Below are 21103 nucleotides of genomic sequence, written 5' to 3'. Positions count from 1 at the left end.
ACCATTTATGAAGCACATTCGTAACTTTTCGATTATTGCCCACATTGACCACGGTAAGTCGACCCTGTCAGACCGCCTGATCCAGGTGTGTGGCGGCCTTACTGACCGTGAAATGGCAGCGCAGGTTCTGGACTCCATGGATCTGGAACGCGAACGTGGTATCACCATCAAAGCACAGAGTGTGACGCTGAATTACAAAGCGAACGATGGGGAAACCTATCAACTGAACTTCATCGACACCCCGGGACACGTTGACTTCTCGTACGAAGTATCACGTTCTCTGGCAGCGTGTGAGGGTGCTTTGCTGGTGGTGGATGCAGGTCAGGGCGTAGAAGCGCAAACACTGGCAAACTGCTACACCGCGATTGAAATGGACCTGGAAGTGGTGCCAATTCTGAACAAGATCGACCTGCCAGCGGCAGATCCGGATCGCGTTGCAGAAGAAATTGAAGACATCGTCGGTATTGATGCGACTGAAGCAACCCGCTGTTCGGCGAAAACCGGTGTGGGCGTAGACTTGGTTCTGGAAGATATCGTTAAGAACATCCCGGCACCGGAAGGCGATCCAGAAGCGCCGCTTCAAGCGCTGATCATTGACTCCTGGTTCGATAACTACCTGGGCGTTGTTTCTCTGGTTCGCATTAAAAACGGTGAACTGAAGAAGGGCGACAAGATCAAGGTAATGAGCACCGGTCAGGTGTGGGGCGTTGACCGCATCGGTATCTTCACGCCAAAACAAACCGACACCCAAGGTCTGCGTACCGGCGAGGTGGGCTGGGTTGTTTGTGGTATTAAAGACATCCTGGGCGCGCCAGTGGGCGATACCCTGACGCTGGCAAAACATGGCGCAGAGAAACCACTGCCAGGCTTTAAGAAAGTGAAGCCTCAGGTATACGCGGGTCTGTTCCCTGTATCGTCTGACGACTACGAAAACTTCCGTGATGCGTTGGGCAAACTGAGCTTGAACGATGCGTCTCTGTTCTATGAACCAGAGAACTCTGCGGCACTGGGCTTTGGCTTCCGTTGTGGTTTCCTTGGCATGCTGCACATGGAGATCATCCAGGAGCGTCTGGAGCGTGAATACGATCTGGACCTGATCACCACGGCACCAACCGTAGTGTACGAAGTGAAGAAAACTAACGGTGACACCCTGTACGTGGACAGCCCAGCGAAACTGCCGGCCGTTAACGACATCGACATCATGGGTGAGCCGATTGCACGCTGTAATATCCTGGTACCGGCAGAGTACCTGGGTAACGTGATCACCCTGTGTGTAGAAAAACGCGGTATGCAGGTAGACATGGTTTACCACGGCAATCAGGTTGCGCTGACTTACGACATTCCTATGGCAGAAGTGGTTCTGGACTTCTTCGACCGCCTGAAGTCAACGTCACGCGGTTATGCATCACTGGATTACAACTTCCAGCGCTACGAAGCGTCGAACATGGTGCGTGTAGACGTTCTGCTGAACGGTGACAACGTGGATGCACTGGCTATCATCACCCACAAAGATCAGGCGCAATCACGTGGCCGTGATCTGGTTGAGAAGATGAAAGAGTTTATTCCTCGTCAGCAATTCGACATCGCTATTCAGGCAGCTATCGGCACACATATTATTGCGCGCTCAACCGTGAAGCAGTTGCGTAAGAACGTAACGGCGAAATGTTACGGTGGTGACGTGAGCCGTAAGAAGAAACTGCTGCAGAAACAGAAAGAAGGTAAGAAACGTATGAAGCAGATCGGTAACGTCGAACTGCCTCAGGAAGCGTTCCTGGCGATTCTGCACGTAGGTAAAGATAAATAATCTACGCGTGTTGACGCTAGGTTAAGTAATAAAAAGGGATAGAGGTTTAGGGGAACACAATGGCTAATACTTTCTCGCTGATTCTGGTGCTCGTCACCCTGTTTACCGGGATTATCTGGGCACTGGATAAGTTCAAGTGGGCGCCGCGTCGCCAGCAAAAGGCGGCAGAAGTGCTCAATTTGGACAGCGGCGAGCTGAGTGCTGAGCAGGTGGCGCAAGTCGCCCCGCAGCCAAGCTGGGTAGAAACTTCAGCGTCTGTGTTCCCTGTGATTGGCCTTGTGCTGGTGCTGCGCTCGTTTATTTACGAGCCATTCCAGATCCCGTCTGGTTCCATGATGCCGACCCTGCTGGTGGGCGACTTTATCCTGGTAGAGAAGTTTGCCTACGGGTTGAAGGATCCGGTTTTCCGCACTCAATTGGTGGAAACCGGTGAACCTGAGCGCGGTGATGTGGTGGTGTTTAAATACCCACCACAACCGAGCGTCGACTTTATCAAGCGTGTGATTGGCCTGCCGGGTGACACGGTTCGCTACAGCGAAGACAAGCGTCTGTGCATCCAGAAAAAAGGCGAAGAAACCTGTGAGCTGGTGCCGGTGGATGACGTTCATAAGAGCGATTTCTATCAGCGCGGCGTGGAATTGATTCAGGCGCAGGAAGAGTTGGGTCAGCACCCACACCAGATCCTGGTGAACCCTTATCTGCCGAATCAGACCAGCCAGTACTACCCAACCCCAGGTCTGGGTGAGTGGGTGGTGCCGGAAGGCCAGTACTTTGTGATGGGTGACAACCGTGACAACAGTAAAGACAGCCGCTTCTGGGGCTTTGTCCCAGAAGCCAATCTGGTAGGTAAAGCAGTCGGTATCTGGATCAGTTTTGAATTTGATGAACAAGGCGACAGCTTCCTGCCGTCTTGGGTACCTGTCGGCGTGCGGTTCAACCGCATCGGCGGCATTGATTAACTTGGAACGACATGACAACACCTATAAATAAACTACAACGTCGTATCGGCTATCAATTTAGCGATACGGCGTTTCTCAGTCTCGCCCTGACACACCGAAGCGCCAGTGGAAACCACAATGAGCGTTTGGAGTTTCTGGGCGATTCTATTTTGAGTTTCGTTGTTGCTGACGACCTCTACCATCGTTTCCCGAGCGTTGATGAAGGGGATATGAGCCGCATGCGTGCAACGCTGGTTCGTGGTAACACGCTGGCCGAACTGGGCCGCGAGTTCGAACTGGGCGACGTACTGCAACTGGGGCCGGGTGAGCTGAAAAGTGGCGGTTTCCGCCGTGATTCGATCCTGGCTGACGCCGTAGAGGCGATCATCGGCGCTATCTACCTCGACAGCGATCTGGAAACGGTCCGTGGAATCATCTTGGGCTGGTACAAAGAGCGTCTGGAAACTATCCAGCCGGGTGCCAACCAAAAAGATCCAAAGACACGGTTGCAGGAATTCCTGCAAGGACGCCGTAAGCCGCTGCCTGCCTATAATGTAACTAAGGTACAGGGTGAAGCGCACAACCAGCAATTTACCGTGGAATGTGAAGTAGCAGGTCTGGAACGACCTGTTGTAGGTAAGGGCAGCAGTCGTCGCAAGGCTGAGCAAGCGGCTGCAGAACTGGCATTGCAAAAGCTGGACTCATGACAGACACGCATCAAACACACCACTGTGGCTTTATTGCCATTGTAGGTCGCCCTAACGTGGGTAAATCGACCCTGCTGAACCGTCTGGTTGGGCAGAAGCTGTCTATTACCTCGCGTAAACCACAAACCACGCGCCACCGTATCATGGGTGTGGATACCCGCGACGGTTACCAAGCGGTATATGTGGACACGCCAGGACTTCACATTGAAGAAAAGCGCACCATCAACCGTTTGATGAACCGCGCGGCGGCAAGCTCTCTGACCGATGTTGAACTGGTACTGTTTCTGGTCGATGGTACCGTCTGGACTCCCGACGATGAAATGGTGCTGAACAAGCTCAAAAAGTCTGGACTGCCGGTAGTGCTGCTGATCAACAAAGTGGACAACGTCAAAGAGAAAAGTGAGCTGTTCCCGCATCTTCAAGCGCTGAGCGATAAGATGGACTTCGTGGACGTGGTGCCGGTTTCTGCCAAGAACGGCAAAAACATCGACGTGGTCGAAAAGCTGGTTCGTGAACACCTGCCGGAAGGCCAATGGTATTTCCCGGAAGAGTACGTGACTGACCGCTCACAGCGCTTTATGGCGTCTGAAATCATCCGTGAAAAGCTGATGCGTTTCACCGGTGATGAACTGCCATACTCTGTCACCGTAGAAATCGAGCGCTTTGACTACAACCCGGAAACCGACGGTTTTGAAATCAATGGTCTGATCCTGGTTGAACGCAGCGGCCAGAAGAAAATGGTGATCGGTAAAGGTGGCGAGAAAATCAAAACCATCGGTCGTGAAGCCCGTCTGGACATGCAAGAGCTGTTCGAGCGCAAGGTTTACCTTGAGCTGTGGGTGAAAGTGAAATCCGGTTGGGCAGATGACGAGCGCGCCCTGCGCAGCCTCGGTTACATCGACGACCTGTAACAGTTCCACTGCAAAATACATTCAGGAGCAATATGGAAGGCTTGCAGCGCTGCTTTGTCCTGCACTCACGACCCTACAGTGAGACCAGCCTGATTCTGGATGTCTTCAGCGAAAATCACGGGCGCGTCAGCCTGATGGCAAAAGGCGCCCGTGGTAAACGCTCTCCCTTGAAAGGGGCGCTCCAGCCCTTTACTCCGCTTTTGATGAAATGGTCCGGTCGTGGTGAGATGCATACCCTGCGTCATGCTGAAGCCATGGGGCTGGCTATTCCACTTTCCGGCAATGCACTTTTCTCCGGTTTTTACCTCAATGAAATCCTAAGCCGCGTTGTCGAGCCTGAAACCGCGTATCACCAGCTTTTCTTTGATTACGTCAGCGCCCTGACCGAACTTGCCCAGCACAGTAACCCGGAGCCAGCCCTGCGCCGCTTTGAACTCGCGCTGTTGGACTCGCTCGGTTACGGGGTGGATTTTCTCCACTGTGCGGGCAGCGGTGAGCCGGTCGCAGACGGCATGAGCTATATCTTCCGAGAACAACAGGGTTTTGTGGCGTCGCTGATGAAGAGCAATAACCTCGCGTTTACCGGCAATGAACTGCAAGCCTTGGCGGCGAGACAATTTACCACCGCCGATCAGCTAAAAGCGGCGAAGCGCTTTACACGTATGGCCCTCAAGCCTTATCTTGGCTCCAAACCGCTCAAAAGCCGTGAGCTATTTTTGTTAAGAACAAGGAAATCAACGCAATGAATACCATTTATCTGGGCGTCAATATTGATCACGTCGCAACTGTTCGTAACGCACGTGGCACCCAATACCCTGATCCGGTTCACGCAGCAGATATCGCTGAACGTGCCGGTGCGGATGGTATTACCGTTCACTTGCGTGAAGATCGCCGCCATATTAAAGACCGCGATGTTTACATCCTGAAAGATACCCTGCAAACCCGTATGAACCTGGAAATGGCAGTGACCGATGAAATGGTCAACATCGCGCTGGATGTCAAACCTGCCTATGTGTGTCTGGTACCGGAAAAGCGCGAAGAGCTGACCACAGAAGGTGGCCTGGATGTGGCGGGCCAGCTTGAGAAAGTCAAAGCAGCAACTGAAAAATTGACCGCGGCAGGCATCAAGGTGTCCCTGTTTATTGACGCTGACCGCACTCAAATTGATGCGGCAAAAGCGTGTGGCGCGCCGTTCATTGAGCTGCACACCGGTCATTATGCTGATGCCGAGACAGAAGAAGAAATGCTGGCAGAGCAGAAGAAAATTGCCGCCGGTGCATCATACGCGCACGATCTGGGTATCAAGGTAAACGCAGGTCACGGCCTGACTTACCACAACGTGAAAGCGATTGCGGCGATTCCTGAAATTTATGAGCTGAACATTGGCCATGCAATTATTGGCCGCGCTGTATTTGAAGGCATGCCGAAAGCGGTAGCGGATATGAAAGCCCTGATGCTGGAAGCGCGCCGTTAATGGCAGTTGTTGGCCTAGGAACCGACATTGTAGAAATCGCGCGCCTTGAGAAAGTCATCGCGCGCACCGGGGATGCGTTCGCACGGCGCGTCCTCACCGACAAGGAGCTGGAAAGCTATTCCGGCTCCAAGTTTCCTGCCCGTTTCCTCGCTAAACGCTTTGCGGTCAAAGAAGCCGCCTCCAAAGCGCTCGGCACAGGCATCGCCTGCGGTGTCACCCTGCATGACTTTGACGTTTCAAACGATGAGTTGGGAAAGCCCATGGTGACCTTTTCAGGTGTTGCCAGAAAGCTGGCGGATGAGCGTGGGGTGACCAATATTCTGCTCACTATCGCCGATGAAAAACAATACGCGGTGGCGACGGTATTGCTGGAGTCCGGGCACTAGTCCCGGACTTTTTCTTTCTCCCGCGTGAACCTATCTAGATAATCCCACCATTAACCGAAATCACCTGACGGGTGATATAGCCCGCATTGTCTGACATCAGGTACGCCACCAACCCGGCGACTTCTTCCGGCTTGCCGAGGCGGGACATCGGCACCTGGGGCATGACATGGGCTTTGGTCTGTTCATCCACCATACCGGTATCAATCAACCCTGGTGCCACACAGTTGACCGTGATCTTGCGAGAGGCTAACTCCAGTGCCAGCGCTTTGGTTGCCCCGATAATGCCCGCTTTCGCTGCGCTGTAATTGGTCTGGCCGCGGTTTCCCATCATGCCGGATACCGACGCCATGGTGACAATGCGTCCGCCCTGACGGCGTTTGATCATCGGCAGGATGCACGGATGCAGGACGTTGTAAAAACTGTCGAGGTTGGTGTGTACCACGCCATCCCAGGCATCGCTGCTCATGGCGGGAAAGGCGGTATCAGCGGTGACACCTGCGTTATTGACCACGCCGTAGTAAGCGCCATGTTCGGCGATATCGTTTTCGATGACGGTTTGGCATTGCGCTCTGTCTGCAATATCAAAGGTGATGAGTCGGGCGTGGCTGCCATGTTCAGCAATCAGCGTCTGGGTTTCTTCTGCGCCTTTCCTGTCCCGGCCATAGTGCACCACGAGGGGGAAACCTGCTTTGGCTAGCTCCAGCGCAATGGCGCGGCCAATGCCTTTACTGGCCCCTGTCACCAGAACGTCTCGTTGTGAGTTGTCAGCCATTTTCAGTCACCTCCTGATTTGCCATCTCGGCGAGTTTTTCCTGGGACGGCACATAGGTATTGAGTTGCGCTCTAGCAACCTCTTCATCGTCGATAACAATGATGCAATCAAATACCGCCATACCTGCGTTTTCGAGCACTTTCTCTGCTTTGATATCCAGCGTTTGTCCGCCGAAGAAACTTGCCCGCTGTGCCTGATAGCGGCGGCTGCCAAGTAGAAAGCCAACCTGTGGTGGACGGTGAGCTTTTTGGGCGTGATAACCCGCCCAGGCTGCGACAGATTGCGCCATGATCTCTAAACCCACCCACCCAGGCACAGCATTGATTGCCGGGTCGAAAAACAGGTTTTCACGCTCGATAGTGGCGCGGCAATGCACTGAGTCATCACCGACACTCACGAGGCTGTCAATCAGCACCATCGGCGCTTTGTGGGGCAGGATGTCCTGCACTGAAGGTAGTGGATTCATAGTTTTCCCAAAATCAGTGAGACATTGTTGCCGCCAAAGGCAAATGAGTTACTCAAAATGGCGTGTCCTTTCAGTGACTCTCCGCGTGTTGCCAGGCGGATTGGGGCAATCTCAGGATCCCGTGACTGCTGGTGGATGGAGACTGGCAGTGGAAGGCCGTGGCTGAGGAGGTGCCAGCAAATAGCGGCCTCAATGGCGCTTGCGGCGCCCAGTGTGTGGCCGGTTAAGGGTTTGGTGGAACTGACCGGCACGTTATCACCCAGAACGCGGAATATAGCCTTGGACTCCATGGCATCGTTCAGTGGTGTCGAGGTGCCGTGAGCATTGACATAAGCGATGTCTGCGGCGGTCAGGCCAGCATCTGCCAGTGCGTTGCGCATGGCAACCTCTGCGCCCAGACCTTCAGGGTGGGGGGCGGAAATGTGGTGCGCATCGGAACTGTCTCCCGACCCTAACAAGGCAATGGCCTCCGGTGCATCAGGCCGTTCAAGGGAGAGCAACATAAAAGCGGCAGCTTCCCCGATATTAATGCCATCACGCTCATCGCTGAACGGTTTACACAATCCGCTGGAAACCGAATCCAGCCCGAAAAAGCCATTCAAGGTCAGGTTGCACAGGGTGTCTGCACCGCCCACAATCACAGCATCAGCCAGCCCTGAACGTAGAAGACGTTTGGCACTGAGAAATACCCGCCCGCTTGATGAGCAGGCTGTGGACACCACATAAGCTGGGCCGGTTACGTCAAAGTAGTCCGCAATGAAGTCAGACAAGTTGTTCAGTTGCTGCTGGTAATAGCTGTATTCACTGGGTAGTTCACCCTCTGCTTGATAGCTTTTCAGCGCATCTTCACCATCGGCAATGCCGGAGGTGCTGGAGCCAACAATGACAGCGACGCGATCGGCACCATAGGTGGCCTTGGCTTGCTCGACTGCATCAGAAATTTGCAACAACGCTGATAGAGCCAACCGGTTGTTGCGGGTTTGCTGGTGGCTAAATGAATCGGCAATGTCTGGCAGTGCGTCAGTTACCCGCCCAACGTTGACAGTCAGTCCATTGCTGAGGGTAAAGGGCGCACCTGACATCCCTTTGCCAATGCCTGAAATCAGACTGTGGTGGATGTCGTCATGGGTCAAGCCCAAAGCCGAGTGCGAACCACAGGCATGGATATAAACAGGCTGTGGGTGATGGGTTGAATCCTTCATAGGCGAAATTCCCTGTACGTCGAGAACAAATCACCACCCTCTGCACGGTAATTGCGTACCGAGGGTGTGTTGCTAAACCTGTAATCAGACTTCGCGATTGTCTGGATACAGCGGCCAGTACTGGGTCTGGATGCTGGCGACGAAACGGCGCAGATCCTGCTCCAGTGGACGGTCCTCAATCACCACATCAAACTCACGGGTCACTTGCTTAGTCATTTCTTTTAGCGCCGGACTGAAGTGGTTGAAGTCCAGCTCACCACTGCGAAGGCGAAGCTGCAGCGCCTGAGTGGAGGCCAGCAGGCTCGCTGCTGTCACCTGTTCGGTCAGTTGCAATACGCGCAGGCAATCGCGGGCGGCAATGGTGCCCATGCTGACCTTGTCCTGGTTGTGACATTCGGTGGAGCGGGAGAAAACGCTCGCAGGCATGGTGTGTTTCAGCGCTTCTGCTGTCCACGCAGAGATACCGATTTGTACCGCCTTAAAGCCGTGGTTGATCGGTTTACGGCTGCCTTCAGCGCCGGTCAGGTTAAACGGCAGGCCATTGTTGAACTTGTAATCCATCAGCTGCGCCATCTGGCGGTCGAGCAGGTCGGCGATATTGGCAATGGCGGTTTTAAGGCTGTCCATCACCATGGCGATGTGTCCGCCGTAAAAATGCCCACCGTGCAGCACGCGCTCATTTTCACCGTCGATGATTGGGTTGTCGTTAGCACTGTTGAGTTCGTTCTCGATCATCTGGCGCGCCCACGGCAAGGTATCCTGCAAGACACCAATCACGTGTGGGGCACAGCGCAGCGAGTAGCGATCCTGCAGGCGGTCACTGTTGCGTGGTGGCTTGTCTGCCTGCAAATCGTCACGCAGCCATTGGGCAATTTGTTGTTGGCCAAGGTGAGGTTTTACTGCAAACAAAGCCTCGTCAAAGTGGAAGTCATTGCCATGCATGGCGAGCGATACCATGGCCGTGATGCGGGTGGAAAGCTGTGCCAGATACTCAGCGCGTTTGAATGCTAGACAGGCCAGCGCCGTCATTACTGAGGTTCCGTTCATCAGCGCTAGCCCTTCTTTCGGCTTCAGGCGGATAGGTTTGATGCCCAGCTCTCTGAATACGTCAGCAGTCTGGCGGATTTCACCTTTGTAAATCACTTCACGTTCGCCAATCAGTGCCGCAGCAACGTATGACAGTGGAGTAAGGTCGCCGCTTGCGCCCACCGAACCTTCCTGAGGAATGCGCGGAGAAATATCGTGGTTGATCAAAGTCACCAACTGGTTGAGCAATTCCATGCTGACACCGGATACGCCTTGAGTGAGGGAGTTCAGGCGGGTTGCCAGTACGGCGCGACTTTGCATAGCGTCCAGATTCTCACCCAGACCACAACCGTGAAAGCGTGTCAGGTGAAGGGGAAGGTCATGCACAAGAGAAGGGGGGATACTCACTGTGCAGGAGTCACCATAGCCTGTGGTCACCCCATAGATGACGCCTTCTTCCTGAAGCAAGCGCTCAAGGAATCGTGAACCTTTGGTTATGCGCGCCGAAAATTCGTCTGAAGGATTGAGCTGTGCGCGGCTGCCGCCGGCTATGGCAGCAACGGATTCTATGGTGAGTCGTTCGCTACCGAAAACGATGGTGCTATCTGAGTGGGGATTCATATTTTCTACTCGTTAACTGACGTAAATAAAACAAGAAATGGTTTTTTCTTAATGAGTTAAGCGCTTTGTTTTAGCAGGATGCGCCCGGATGAATGCGCTCGGTTCCCTGAGCGGAAGCTGAACCCGAGTTTTTCTTTCTCCGGCGCCCATTCCAGGGTCAGCGTCACTGTGCTGCCCGGCAGAATGGGATCCTGGAATTTGATGGCGTCCATACCGACAAACTCACCGTCAACGGCCAGATACTGGCGGGCATAGCGCACAGCAAAATCAATTTGTGCCACCCCGGGCAGAAGGGGGAAATCAGGGAAGTGGCCTTTAAACACATCCAACTGGGCATCCATTCTCACGGTCAGTGTTGTGCCGCTTGGTGACGCTTCTTCCTGAAGCAAAGTGGGAGTTCGCATCGTTATCCTTCTCGATGTTGGGTTAGTGCTGGGTAAACAGCCCTTCAATCGCCGGTACCTGACGCTTCCCCTGCGTGTTTTGGGGGATAGCATCAACAAAGCGCCATTGCCTTGGGATGGCTACGGGCTCCAGCCAGTCACGGAGATGTTGTCGCAAAGCCAGTTTGAACCTGGCCGCGCCGTTGTCGGTGAGCGCTTGCTGACCTTTGGCTGAGAGAACGACTGCTGCGGCGATGGTCTGGCGTTCGTTTTCCTGTCGAAGCAGTGAAAAAGCGTCGGTTACCCAAGGGCTTTGGCAAAGTCGCTGTTCCACTTCAGCCAGTGACACCCGCTTCTCTTCGATTTTGACGATACGGTCAGCACGCCCTTTCAGGGTGAAGGTGTGCCCGTCGCCAAATTCGCAGATGTCGGCAGTCTGATACCAGGTTTCCGGGTCGATGTAAGGGGACAGGATCGCCAGGCAGCTTTCCTTGTCGAGTTGTGCATCAATGCCCTGGAAGAATTGCCATGACGTGTTCTCGTGAGTTTGCTGGCGAAATCCGATCCCGCCGGTTTCCGTACTGCCATATACCTCTAGGGGCAATATCCCTAAAAGCTGTTTATTTTGCTGTGCCGCGGCAAAAGGCAGGGGGCCACCGGACGAAAAGATAGCGCGGTATTGCCCGCCGCCTTGCTCGGTGATCCGCTTAAGCAGGGCAGGGCTGCTTACCAATACCTGATTTTTGTCAGCGCGGTTGCAGACCTGTTCAGGGTAAACAAGATCGCGGCTGTGAAATGGCCTGCCCGCGGACAACGGCCATAACACGCGAAACAGCAGGCCATAGATATGCTGGTGGGAAACCGTGCTTTGAATTTGAGTGCCCGCCAACAATGTTCCCCATTGGCATTCAAGCTCAAACAGCTCAGCCTGCAACTGCGCCAGTGTTTTGCTGACAGCTTTGGGGGAGCCGCTGGAGCCTGAGGTGAAAAGGGTTAAATTCAGCGAGGTAATCTTTGCCAGTGGCGCTTCGCCAGAATCGGACACCCTCTCCAATGGCAGGGAAAGACACGGAAAATGTGTCAGATCATCACTTCTTTCATCGTGCAGCAGCGCATCGAAGTGCGGTGAGAGTTCACTGAGCGCACCTTGCTGGAGGTTGCCGGGTAAGACGATTGCCTTACCTGCATGGGCACAGGCGAAAAATGCTGTGGCAAACAGGTAACTGTCTTCAAACGCCAACGCCCAGCGCTGGGATGGCGAAGCTGATAGCGCTTGCGCCAACTGGGTGACTTGTTGGATAAACGTCTCCCGGGTAATCTCATGCCTGTCGCGGATAGCAATGCATTGTTGTGCCTGCCCTGACAGGCAGAGCGAGGCAAGTGGGCCAAAGTGTTTCAATTTGCGGCTTCCCTGGATTGCTGGACGTTATTGCAGTCTGCTGGCAGAGATAAAGTCCGCCAGGCTGGCGACCGATGCAAAGTGGGTACGGGTGTTGCTGTCATCCGCATCGAGAACAACGCCATACGCTTTGCGAAGCGCCAGACCCAGCTCCAGGGCATCAATCGAGTCCAGGCCGAGACCGTCATTAAAAAGTGGGTCCTGCGTTTCGATATCTTCCGGTGTCATATCTTCGAGGTTTAACGTTTCGATGATGAGCTTTTTAATTTCAAGGTGAAGTTCAGACATGGTTTTCTCCATTACCTAGCCAAAAATATGTTTGTGAATAACAAGTCGGTGCGTTTTTTTGAACTGATTAAATAATTTGTCAGCGCCTTGTTTGTTTTTTATGAGGCTTTTTATGTGCTGCTGATTTTTATTTTTACCTGCGATGTATTTTCCAGTCCCATTGCGTTCTTCCGGCAATGGAAAATGCGCGAATTTCCGTTAACCAGGAGGAATAAAAAGACAGGGATTGAGGCAGCTTCGGATATGTTGGTGTGATTTTTTGCGCCTGCCGGGTTATTTCGATATCACGCCCTGCACTCAGTACCATGCCAATCGCGTAGGGCGCATCAGGGGATGGCACATGGTGGCGGTAGATATCCGGCAATGAATCATCAAAGTCGATCACCAATACCCTGTGTTCTGGATGATCGTGTAAGTAGAGAAAGGCATCGAGCAGGGCGCAGTGAAATGAGTCTTCTCCGGCGGCGATTGAGTTGGCTGGAATGGCCTTTTTGGTTGCGATGGTGAAAAGCCCAGCAGCGGTATTGTGGACTGACTGGGAGAATGCAATCGGTGAGGCATCATCACCGGAAAGTACACTCAACAATAACGCCAGGGTTCTTTGTATCTCACCGTGTTTACTGGAGAAAACGGTGTAGTGAATCTCTTCTTTTTCTGAAAGCTCTGCGGCAACCTGAACTGCCAATTTACTCAGGTTGCTCATTCTGCGACGCATCGCAGGAGGAACTAAAGCGATCGCCGGAAAGTCAGGATTTTGAGGTGGCGGGCTTTTTTGCAATGCCCACGCCATCCAGTCGGATTTATTTTCCAGTCCCGGTGAAAGTGCATGAATCTCTGTGATGTTAAAGTGAATACTGCTCATTGACTTATTCTTTAATGGCAAGCGTCATTTAATTCACAAAGTATTTAGTTGTTAATTTTTGTCCATAAATAAGCATTGAGTTAAGAGTGAATTGGCGTAAATGCTACTGTTAAGTCTAATAGTTACATCTTGTGATATGTGGTGAGTCGGTTTTTTGGAAAATTAGCCGTGAGGGGGATTACTTTTTTGAAAGTAAATACGCGGGTGATGGAGAAAATAGACTACGCCACAGTGAAAATGTGTGATGGTGGTTCAGTCGGGCGTCTTTGGGACGAAACCAGAAGCGGTGACTGAGTTTGTCACCGCGTTTCGGATAGAGTCAGATCAGTCGTTTTCGTCGAGGTAGTGTGGTGCCTGATCGCGGATGTTCTGCATTTCATCCATCAGTTCAAAAAGCTCGGGTTCGATATCTTCGATGAATGCGCCCTGTTTGAGTTGCGTTTCAAGCTCGTAGCAGAGTTTTTTCAGCCGCGGCACGCCGCTGTAGGCACAGCTGCCATGCAGTTTGTGCACCACAGGCCACAAATCCTCGGCTTCGCCATCATCTATCGCGCGGTTCACTTTGTCTGTGACTTCATCAAAAGAGCGCACCAACATCTGCAGCATGTCTTTGGCCAGATCGCTTTTGCCCGCCGCCTGCTTCATCGCAAGTGACCAGTCAATGCTAAGCGATTCGCCCACTTTGTTCGGCTTGATAAGCGGTGTCGTCGGCTGCACATCGCTGGCGTGGGGATGGGTCCAATGATGTAACACCTGCTCCAGAATATGCTCTTCGATCGGCTTGGTCAGGTAGTCATCCATCCCTTCTTCCAGCAGTCGTTCTCGCTCGCCGGACATCGCATGTGCTGTTACCGCAACCACCGGGGTGTGTTGGTTAAGCGGCGTTTTGCGGATTTCTTTACAGGCGGTGACGCCGTCCATCTCCGGCATCTGGATATCCATCAAGATGAGATCGAATTTCTGCGTCAGGGCACAGTTGACCGCATGTCGGCCATCAGAGGCAGCCACTACATTGTCAACCCGCTCGGCAAGCAATGCGGTAATCAGTTTGAGGTTGGCTGGGTTGTCATCCACTGCCATGACGGTGATAGGCACTTTGGTTGTTTGCGTCTCAACGACAGGTGGTAACAATGCCGGGGTCGCTTGGGCACCCTGGATCAGCTCAACCAGTTTTCTGGTTGCAAGCGGTTTTGCCAGACAGGCAGTTACCCCGGAAGCCAGCAGCGCTTCAGACAAAGCAAGCTCTGTGGTTGGCAGGCAGAAAATCACCTTGTTACTAAACGCTTCTGCCCGTTTAGCCAGTGTGATGAGCGCATTGTTATCCGGCACATCCGCGGCATCCACACAAATCAGTACCGAGGAAACAGGTTCTGAGCTGTCAGGGAGGGCGGCAAAGCTATGGATGTCCAAAGGCAGGTTACCGAGTCGCTCGCCCATCATCTGGCGGCTTTCTGTGTCCGGCTCGACAATCATCAGGGACTGGCCTTTGAGTGCCGCGCAGTCAATTGGCTGTACCAGAGGCAAGTCGGTCTGGATAAGGGTCAGGGTAAACCAGAAGGTCGAGCCCTGGTGCAGTCGGCTGCTGAAACCGATGTCTCCGCCCATTTGCTGTACCAGTTTCTGGGTGATCACCAGACCAAGACCGGTACCGCCATAGCGGCGGCTGATACTGGCATCTGCCTGACGGAATGCCTGGAACAACTGGGATTGCTGGCGCTCGGAAATACCGATACCGGTGTCGCGGATAATGAACTGCAGTTCCAGCCTTTCATCGCGCTGTTGCTTGAGATCGACGCTGACACTGATATTGCCACGTTCGGTAAATTTGGCGGCGTTACCAATCAGGTTAGTGAGCACTTGCTGGATGCGCAGCGGGTCGCCGATCACACCAGCAGGGATACGTGGGTCGATACGCAGATTAAGCTCCAGCCCTTTTTCGTGCGCCATCGGTGCCAGCAGACGCATGACTTCGTCCAGCGAGTCTTCAAAATCAAATGGGATATTTTCCAGCAGCAGTTTGCCGGCTTCCAGTTTCGAGAAATCAAGGATGTCGTTGATGATGGTCAGCAGGTTATTGGCGGATTTTTCGATGGTCTGCAGATAGTCATGCTGGCTGCTGGAAAGCTGAGTTTTCAGCATCTGGCGGGTAAAGCCTATGACACCGTTCAGCGGTGTACGCAGTTCGTGGGACATGTTGGCCAGAAACTCGGATTTCACCCGCGCTGCTTCCTGGGCATTTTTCTTGGCGATGTCGAGTTCCACGTTCTGGATCTCAAGCTGCTCTAGCGTTTCACGCAAATCGGAAGTCGCCTGATCGATGCTTTGTTGCATTTCCAGGTGGTATTCCGACAGGGAGATAGCCATGGCGTTGATCCCGTTTTTCAGCGTATCCAGTTCGCCCAGCAACTTGCCTTCAATCCGAACATCGAGATGCCCGCGTCGGATTCTGTCGATCATGCTTATCATCTGCTTGATAGGAATTTCGACATCCTGCAACAGACGGTAAGCAAAAAAGCCTGAGAGAATAATACCGAGGATAAGCACCACACCGGCGGAGATGATCTCCTGATATTGCTTGAGTTTTACCGTGGAGAGATCCATCTCCATGGTGATGTAGCCAATCGGCTGCTCAACGGCCAGCGTGTCGTGAATACCGGCAATCGCCCGGATCGGCGTGCGCAGCAGCAGGGTGTCCTTGGTGCGGCTTATCTCCAGACTGTCCGGCAACGGCTGACCTGCGGGGATGGCCAGCAAGTCGAGATTGCGGTGGTAATTAGAGGTAACAAACAGCTCATTGTTGTCGTTAAACACCGCAATACTGCGGATATACTGACTTTGCTGCCGGTGGGTGTGGCCAATCAGGCGGCGCACACTTTCCCGGCTCTCGTTGGTGAGCCCGATTTCACTGGCGATGGCGAGCGGTTCAATGATGGCCTGACCGGCAACGGAAAGCTGTTGCTCCAGCTCCTGATAGCGGTTGGTGATGAAATACGCGCTCAGCAAAATGCCGATAATGAGCGTCGGGGCAAGGGTGAGGGTGATTACTCTGGCGCGAAGTCCGTATTTGGTCATGCTGTCTATTCTGTGGGAGAATTGCCGCCAATTTTGCGGCGTACCTAGTCAACATTCTAAACAAGGTATGCGATGACACCAACGCTGACGGCGAGAATTCAGCAGGTTATCACACCTGATCTCCCGCCGGGCGACCGATTAATGCGGCGGCAGACTCTACGTCCTTCCGCTGCGCAAGCTGGAACACGAGCATGGCGCGCTTTTTTAAGCCTCAGAAAAAAAAGAGTATTGATACCAAACACAAGGCGATGACGGTTGAACGTCTTGATCACCAGGGCGATGGCGTGGCCTTTGAAGGCAAGAAACCGGTGTTTATCGCGGGTGCTTTGCCGGGTGAAGATGTATTGGTGCAACTGACAGAAGACAAGCGCCAGTTTGCCCGAGCGCGCCTGATGAAAGTGGTCTCGCCAAGTGCAGAGCGCATCAAGCCGTTTTGTCAGCACTACCGCACCTGTGGTGGTTGTAACCTGCAGCATTTGGGACATGAAGCGCAAATTGCTGCCAAGCAGCAAACCTTGTCCCAGCTGATGAAAAAATTCGCATCAGCCGATCTGGCGCAGGATGCCCCTGTGGTCTCGGCAGAAACCGGTTACCGCCGCCGTGCGCGACTGAGTGTCAAAATCAGCAAAACCGGTGAGCTGGAAATGGGTTTCCGCCAGCGCAGCAGCAATGACATTGTCACCGTCACTGATTGTCCGGTGCTGAACACTGAACTCAATGCTCTGCTGCCTGACCTCTACACTCTGCTTGATGGCTTGCGTGGCCGCCGTATTGTCGGCCATGTTGAGCTGGTGGCGTCTGATGCCGGTCGCGTGCTTTTGGTGCGAACCACCAAGAAACTGCACGAAGACGATGTGCTGCGCCTGACAGCGTTTGCTGAGCAAAGCGGCCTGATTTTCTATCTTCAGCAGGAAGACGATGCAGCAAGCCGCGTTTGTGGTGAGCAGCCTTTCTACTCGCTCGGCAACCAAGCGCTGGCCTTTGAGCCGCAGGACTTTATCCAGGTTAATGCCGACATCAATGAAAAGATGATTGCCCAGGCGCTGGAGTGGCTGGCACTGGATGAGAACGACACTGTGCTCGACCTTTTCTGTGGCCTTGGCAACTTCAGCCTGCCTCTCGCCGCTCAGGTGAAAAGCGTAGTCGGCATTGAAGGTGTGGAAGAGATGGTGTCGCGTGCAACGGATAACGCTGCGCGCAATGCGTTGTCGAATGCGCGTTTCTATCACGCCAACCTGGAACTTGATCCGGCGGAGACGGTCTGGGGTAAAGAATCGCACAATAAAATTTTGCTCGATCCTGCACGCGCAGGTGCTTTAGGGGTTATGCCTTATGTGGCACAATCTGGCGCAGAGCGGGTCGTTTATGTGTCCTGCAACCCGGCGACACTGGCACGTGACAGTCAGGTGCTTTTGGAAAACGGGTACAAGCTGGCTAGGTTGGGCATGTTGGACATGTTCCCTCACACCGGACACTTGGAGTCGATGGCGCTGTTTGTCAAAGATTGAGTGTTCAGCGGGCAGCTTCAGGGCTGCCCGGTTAAGGATAAGAAAAACAGGATAGTGAAATGGTCGCAATTCGTGGCGCGCACCTCAATGACAACAAAGAATTTGTACTTGAACGCTGGGTAGAAGGATTGGCTCAGGATGCCGCCATCTCCAAAGCGTTGATTGACGCTTACCACCATTGCCAGACGCTGGGCGATGAGCAGACACTGGCGCAGCCGCTGTGGTCTGGCCGTGAGATGATTGAAATCCTCGTCACCCTGAGTATGGACAAGGATACCCTGCTGGCAGCCTTGCTGTTCCCGGTCGCCGAGGACGGTCTGCTGTCTGCTGAAGACCTCAAAGAGCATTACGGCAACACCATCGCCAAGCTGGTGGACGGTGTGCAGGAAATGGCGGCTATCCGCCATCTTAACGCCCACAACGAAGAAGCCACCGCGGCACAGGTGGACAATGTCCGCCGTATGCTGCTTTCCATGGTGGATGATTTTCGCTGCGTGGTGATTAAGCTTGCCGAGCGCATCAGTTACCTGCGTGAAGTAAAAAACGAGCCGGATGCCGTGCGTCAGTCTGTCGCCAAAGAGTGCGCCAACATCTACGCGCCGCTGGCAAACCGACTGGGTATCGGCCAGCTCAAGTGGGAAATTGAAGACTACGCCTTCCGCTACCAGCACTCGGTCACCTATAAGCAAATCGCCAAACAGCTGGCTGAGCGTCGTATCGACCGCGAGCAGTACATCGAAACCTTTGTGTCTGATTTGCAGGAGGCGATGGAAGCTTCCGCCATTAATGCACAGGTCTACGGCCGCCCGAAACACATCTACAGCATCTGGCGCAAAATGCAGAAGAAAGGCCTCGCCTTTGACGAGCTTTTCGACGTGCGTGCCGTGCGTATCATTGCTGACCAATTACAAGACTGCTACGCCGCCCTTGGCGTGGTGCACACCAAATACCGCCATCTTCCTAAAGAGTTTGACGACTACGTCGCTAACCCTAAACCCAATGGTTACCAGTCTATCCACACTGTGGTGTTGGGCCCAGAAGGGAAAACGGTAGAAATCCAAATCCGCACCAAGCAGATGCACGATGATGCCGAACTGGGTGTTGCCGCGCACTGGAAATACAAAGAAGGTTCATCAGCAGGCCGCAGCGGCTATGACGAGAAAATTACCTGGCTGCGTAAACTGCTGGCCTGGCAGGAAGAGATGTCAGATTCAGGCGAGATGCTTGATGAGCTTCGCAGTCAGGTGTTTGATGACCGCGTTTACGCCTTTACCCCAAAAGGGGACGTTGTTGACTTGCCAATTGGCGCGACACCTCTGGATTTTGCCTACCACATTCACTCTGAAGTAGGGCACCGCTGTATTGGTGCCAAGGTGGAAGGCCGCATTGTGCCGTTCACCTATCAGCTTCACATGGGCGATCAGGTTGAAATCATCACCCAGAAAGAGCCTAACCCGTCCCGCGACTGGCTGAACCCAAGCCTGGGTTTTGTCACCTCCGGCCGAGCCCGAGCCAAGATCAATGCTTGGTTCCGTAAACAAGCGCGTGAGAAAAACGTCGAGGCGGGGAAAGAGATCCTTGATGCGGAGCTGGCCAAGATTGGCGCAGCCAGCAAAGATGCCGCGCTGGCCATGAAGCGCTTCAATGTTAACAGTCTGGATGAAGTCTACGCGGGTGTGGGCAGTGGCGACCTGCGTATCAACCAGGTGGTGAACTACATCAACTCCGTGGTCAACAAACTGACCAAGGAAGAAGAAGATCAACAGCTGCGTGAAAAGCTGGAACACGGCGACAGCAGCTCTGCACCCAAGAAGCCACGCCGCGACGCTGTGGTGGTGGAAGGGGTAGATAACCTGATGACTCACCTGGCCCGTTGTTGTCAGCCTATTCCGGGCGACGATATCGAAGGCTATGTGACGCAGGGGCGCGGGATCTCCGTACACCGCGCGGACTGTGAGCAGCTTGCCGAGCTTCGCCACCATGCGCCGGAACGTATTATTGATACGGTGTGGGGCGGCGGTTATATCGGCAGCTATCAAATCACTGTGCGCGTTTCTGCGTCGGAACGCAGTGGTCTTATTAAGGATCTCAACAGCGTCCTGACTAACGAGAAGGTGAAAGTCTCCGGCATGCAGTCGCGGGTCGACTATAAGCAGCAGATGTCCATCATGGACTTTGATCTGGAGCTGAGCGATCTCGAAGTGCTGGGGCGGGTGATTGCCCGTCTTGAACAGGTCAAGGATGTGCACCAGGCCAAGCGGCTGCACTAAAAAACATCACGGTCAAAAGGGAAAGCTGGTCTTTCCCTTTTTTCTTTACGGACACCAAAGGTTACAGATGAAAAACATGTCGCGAATGCAAGAATTGCTCGAAATTATGGCCACCTTACGGGACCCGGAAAACGGCTGCTCCTGGGACAAAAAACAGACATTCGATTCCATAATTCCTTACACCATCGAAGAAACTTTTGAGACGGTGGATGCCATTGAGCGCCAGAACTGGGCAGATGTGCGGGATGAACTGGGGGATCTGCTGTTTCAGATCGTGTTCTATAGTCAACTCGGTAAAGAGCAGGGGCTGTTTGACTTCGAAGACATCGCGGGGGCAATGTGCGACAAACTGGTACGCCGTCACCCACATGTCTTCGGTGAGAAAGACGAGCAGGGTAATCCTCTGGTGGAAGCCGACTGGGAAGGCATCAAAGCCGCTGAGCGTGCTGCCAAAGCCAAACCGGAAGAGCCGCTCAGCATTCTCGATGATGTCCCGACAGCGCTGCCTGCGTTGGGGCGCGCCAGCAAGCTGCAAAAGCGTTGTGCCCGTTTTGGGTTTGACTGGGGAACGCTTGGGCCTGTGGCTGAAAAAGTGCAGGAGGAGCTCGAAGAAGTGATGGAAGAAGCCGTGATGGCGGATATCGATCAGGAGCGTGTCGACGAAGAGGTCGGCGACTTATTGTTTGCGGTAGTCAATCTTGCCCGCCACCTTGGCACAAACCCGGAAAAAGCACTTCGCAAGGCCAACCTGAAGTTTGAAAAACGTTTTCGTAAAGTTGAAATGAAATTACGCGATAATGGTAAAAACTTGCAGGAAAGTCAGCTGGATGAGCTCGAAATGCTGTGGCAAGAAGTGAAACGTGAAGAGGCGCAAAAAATCTAGGTAAATCACTCCATTGATTTACGACAAAAAAATTCGGCATTCTGTGTGATAGTTTTCACGTTGTGGGAAGTTTCGGGCTCTGGTATCATGTCGTCCCGTCCAGATTTCCAATAATTTCCCCTAAATCCAAC

The 21103-nt window shown here is 53.4% G+C and carries 19 protein-coding genes; 10 read left to right on the top strand and 9 right to left on the bottom strand.

From position 1 onward, the window contains the following. The first annotated feature begins 7 nt into the window (after nucleotides 1-7). Genes lepA through acpS form a run of 7 tightly spaced genes read left to right on the top strand, consistent with a single transcriptional unit; the run spans nucleotide 8 to nucleotide 6220 of the window. The gene (lepA, locus tag KU854_RS07870; protein WP_218357888.1) at nucleotides 8-1804 is read left to right on the top strand and encodes a translation elongation factor 4; all 1797 of its coding nucleotides are present in this window, start codon (nucleotides 8-10) and stop codon (nucleotides 1802-1804) included. Between the two features lie 59 nt (nucleotides 1805-1863). Beyond that, the gene (lepB, locus tag KU854_RS07865; RefSeq protein ID WP_054779884.1) at nucleotides 1864-2763 is read left to right on the top strand and encodes a signal peptidase I; all 900 of its coding nucleotides are present in this window, start codon (nucleotides 1864-1866) and stop codon (nucleotides 2761-2763) included. An 11-nt stretch (nucleotides 2764-2774) separates the two neighbouring features. Then, nucleotides 2775-3449: a ribonuclease III gene (rnc, locus tag KU854_RS07860; RefSeq protein WP_218357886.1), complete on the top strand. Its 675-nt coding sequence runs from the start codon at nucleotides 2775-2777 to the stop codon at nucleotides 3447-3449. Then, nucleotides 3446-4360, top strand: coding sequence for a GTPase Era (gene era, locus KU854_RS07855; protein WP_218357885.1), 915 nt, complete (start codon nucleotides 3446-3448; stop codon nucleotides 4358-4360). The genes rnc and era overlap by 4 nt, the downstream gene beginning before the upstream one ends. A 32-nt stretch (nucleotides 4361-4392) precedes the next feature. Continuing rightward, nucleotides 4393-5106, top strand: a complete 714-nt coding sequence (recO, locus tag KU854_RS07850) for a DNA repair protein RecO (protein WP_218357884.1) — start codon at nucleotides 4393-4395, stop codon at nucleotides 5104-5106. Beyond that, nucleotides 5103-5834: a pyridoxine 5'-phosphate synthase gene (gene pdxJ / locus KU854_RS07845; protein WP_218357883.1), complete on the top strand. Its 732-nt coding sequence runs from the start codon at nucleotides 5103-5105 to the stop codon at nucleotides 5832-5834. The genes recO and pdxJ overlap by 4 nt, the downstream gene beginning before the upstream one ends. After that, nucleotides 5834-6220, top strand: a complete 387-nt coding sequence (acpS, locus tag KU854_RS07840) for a holo-ACP synthase (RefSeq protein ID WP_218357882.1) — start codon at nucleotides 5834-5836, stop codon at nucleotides 6218-6220. Before pdxJ ends, acpS begins: the two co-directional genes overlap by 1 nt. A 34-nt stretch (nucleotides 6221-6254) precedes the next feature. Here the strand turns inward: acpS and KU854_RS07835 are convergent, their stop codons facing one another. From KU854_RS07835 to barA, 9 genes are all read right to left on the bottom strand, one after another. Next, entirely contained in the window at nucleotides 6255-6992 is a 738-nt protein-coding gene (locus KU854_RS07835; protein WP_218357881.1) for a 3-ketoacyl-ACP reductase FabG2, read from the bottom strand. Beyond that, on the bottom strand, nucleotides 6985-7458 hold the full coding sequence (locus tag KU854_RS07830) for a hotdog family protein (protein ID WP_218357880.1): 474 nt from the start codon (nucleotides 7456-7458) through the stop codon (nucleotides 6985-6987). Before KU854_RS07830 ends, KU854_RS07835 begins: the two co-directional genes overlap by 8 nt. Further along, a complete protein-coding gene (locus tag KU854_RS07825) occupies nucleotides 7455-8660 on the bottom strand; it encodes a beta-ketoacyl-[acyl-carrier-protein] synthase family protein (protein WP_218357879.1) in 1206 nt (401 codons plus the stop codon). The genes KU854_RS07830 and KU854_RS07825 overlap by 4 nt, the downstream gene beginning before the upstream one ends. An 84-nt stretch (nucleotides 8661-8744) precedes the next feature. Beyond that, the gene (locus KU854_RS07820) at nucleotides 8745-10307 is read right to left on the bottom strand and encodes an HAL/PAL/TAL family ammonia-lyase (protein WP_218357877.1); all 1563 of its coding nucleotides are present in this window, start codon (nucleotides 10305-10307) and stop codon (nucleotides 8745-8747) included. 56 nt (nucleotides 10308-10363) lie between these two features. Then, nucleotides 10364-10711 carry an ApeI family dehydratase gene (locus KU854_RS07815; protein WP_218357876.1) on the bottom strand — a complete coding sequence of 116 codons (348 nt, stop codon included), beginning with the start codon at nucleotides 10709-10711 and terminating at the stop codon, nucleotides 10364-10366. Between the two features lie 22 nt (nucleotides 10712-10733). Next, nucleotides 10734-12089: an AMP-binding protein gene (locus tag KU854_RS07810; protein ID WP_218357875.1), complete on the bottom strand. Its 1356-nt coding sequence runs from the start codon at nucleotides 12087-12089 to the stop codon at nucleotides 10734-10736. A gap of 27 nt (nucleotides 12090-12116) precedes the next feature. Continuing rightward, nucleotides 12117-12377 carry a phosphopantetheine-binding protein gene (locus KU854_RS07805; protein WP_054779888.1) on the bottom strand — a complete coding sequence of 87 codons (261 nt, stop codon included), beginning with the start codon at nucleotides 12375-12377 and terminating at the stop codon, nucleotides 12117-12119. Nucleotides 12378-12510: 133 nt separating this feature from the next. Beyond that, a complete protein-coding gene (locus tag KU854_RS07800) occupies nucleotides 12511-13230 on the bottom strand; it encodes a beta-ketoacyl synthase chain length factor (protein WP_218358141.1) in 720 nt (239 codons plus the stop codon). 333 nt (nucleotides 13231-13563) lie between these two features. Further along, nucleotides 13564-16311: a two-component sensor histidine kinase BarA gene (gene barA / locus KU854_RS07795; RefSeq protein ID WP_218357874.1), complete on the bottom strand. Its 2748-nt coding sequence runs from the start codon at nucleotides 16309-16311 to the stop codon at nucleotides 13564-13566. Between the two features lie 191 nt (nucleotides 16312-16502). On the opposite strand from barA, the gene rlmD reads away from it, so the two are divergent. From rlmD to mazG, 3 genes are all read left to right on the top strand, one after another. Beyond that, complete coding sequence (gene rlmD / locus KU854_RS07790) at nucleotides 16503-17819, top strand: 23S rRNA (uracil(1939)-C(5))-methyltransferase RlmD (RefSeq protein WP_218357873.1); 1317 nt, start codon at nucleotides 16503-16505, stop codon at nucleotides 17817-17819. Nucleotides 17820-17878: 59 nt separating this feature from the next. Beyond that, entirely contained in the window at nucleotides 17879-20089 is a 2211-nt protein-coding gene (gene relA / locus KU854_RS07785) for a GTP diphosphokinase (protein WP_218357872.1), read from the top strand. 67 nt (nucleotides 20090-20156) lie between these two features. Further along, on the top strand, nucleotides 20157-20972 hold the full coding sequence (gene mazG / locus KU854_RS07780; RefSeq protein WP_218357871.1) for a nucleoside triphosphate pyrophosphohydrolase: 816 nt from the start codon (nucleotides 20157-20159) through the stop codon (nucleotides 20970-20972). Nucleotides 20973-21103 lie beyond the last annotated feature (131 nt).

The organism is Enterovibrio paralichthyis (genome assembly GCF_019209835.1).
Taxonomy (GTDB): domain Bacteria; phylum Pseudomonadota; class Gammaproteobacteria; order Enterobacterales; family Vibrionaceae; genus Enterovibrio; species Enterovibrio paralichthyis.
Note: the sequence above shows the minus strand (reverse complement) of the source record. Positions and strands in the feature narration are given on the sequence as shown.